Annotated in this window: 1 protein-coding gene; it reads left to right on the top strand. The window is 38.5% G+C overall.

Going from position 1 to position 1308, the window contains the following annotated elements:
* Positions 1-1221: IS1634 family transposase (locus ACTQX6_RS12575; protein ID WP_441657559.1), on the top strand; the 1221-nt coding region annotated here is incomplete at its 5' end.
* Positions 1222-1308 lie beyond the last annotated feature (87 nt).

Raw genomic sequence — 1308 nt, 5'->3', positions numbered from 1 at the left:
GATTATATTCAGGCTGAATTATACCGGAATTCTAATTTTCTTCATCCGAGGAACACACATATTCTGTATTATGACTGCACCAACTATTATTTTGAAATCGAACAGGAACGGGGTATGGCCAGGTATGGAAAAAGTAAGGAAAACCGGCCCAATCCGATCATAGGAATGGGATTGTTCATGGATGCGGACGGGTTTCCTTTGTCTTTTGATCTTCACGATGGAAATCTAAATGAACAGAAAACATTAAAGAAACATGAACAAAGGATTATTAGTGATTTTGACTGTTCCAAATTTGTGTATTGTTCAGACAGTGGGCTGGGTTCCAAAAAGAATCGGATTCTAAATGCGACAGGTGGAAGAGCTTATGTGATTACACAGTCCCTGAAGAAATTAAAAAAAGAAGTTCGGGATACCTGTCTTTCCACAACGCAATTTCGTAAAATCGGGTCAAACCGTTTCATTGATATCAACGATCTGGATGAAGACGATCCAGAAGTATTTGACTCAGTCTATTATAAAGAAGTACCTTATGACAGTAAAACTCTTTCCGAGACTCTGATTGTGACCTACTCGCCGAAATATAAAAACTATCAGCGTTCCATTCGGGAAGGACAAATTGAACGTGCCAGAAAAATGATGACAGAAAGTGGGAAACCGAAAAGGAATCGAAAAAATCCAAACGATCCTGCCCGTTTCTTGAAAAAACAGGCTTTTACACAAAATGGGGAATTGGCCGAAGAGGAATTATGGCAAATCAATGAGGAAGCGATTGAAACGGAAGCACAGTATGATGGATTCTATGCGGTAGTCACAAATCTGGAAGCCGATGTAAAGGAGATCATTGCGATCAACCGTAGAAGATGGCAGATTGAAGCCTGTTTCCGAATTATGAAAACCGAATTTTCTGCCAGACCGATTTATCTGAGGGACGATGAGAGAATCAAAGCTCATTTTCTCATTTGTTTTACGGCTCTGTTATTCTTTAGAATCCTGGAAAATAAACTCAACTATAAATATACAGCGGAACAATTAATCCGGACAATGAAAGAAATGAAGCTTACGTTGCTGGATGGATATGGATACATCCCTTCCTATACAAGGACGGACTGCACAGACGATTTACATAATGAATTTGGGTTTCGGACCGATTATGAAATTATGAAAAAACAAAAGATTAGAAATATCATCCATCAGACGAAAGACAAGAAAAAAATACGATAAATCACTACATAACAACAAAGTGGCTCAAAGCGCATGAATAAAGGCTTTGGGCCACTTTTACCCTTTTTTAACTGTCAAAGATGGGAT

The organism is Faecalicoccus sp. LCP19S3_E2, from assembly GCF_052121255.1.
In the GTDB taxonomy this organism is placed as follows: Bacteria; Bacillota_I; Bacilli_A; order Erysipelotrichales; family Erysipelotrichaceae; genus Faecalicoccus.
Note: the sequence above shows the minus strand (reverse complement) of the source record. Positions and strands in the feature narration are given on the sequence as shown.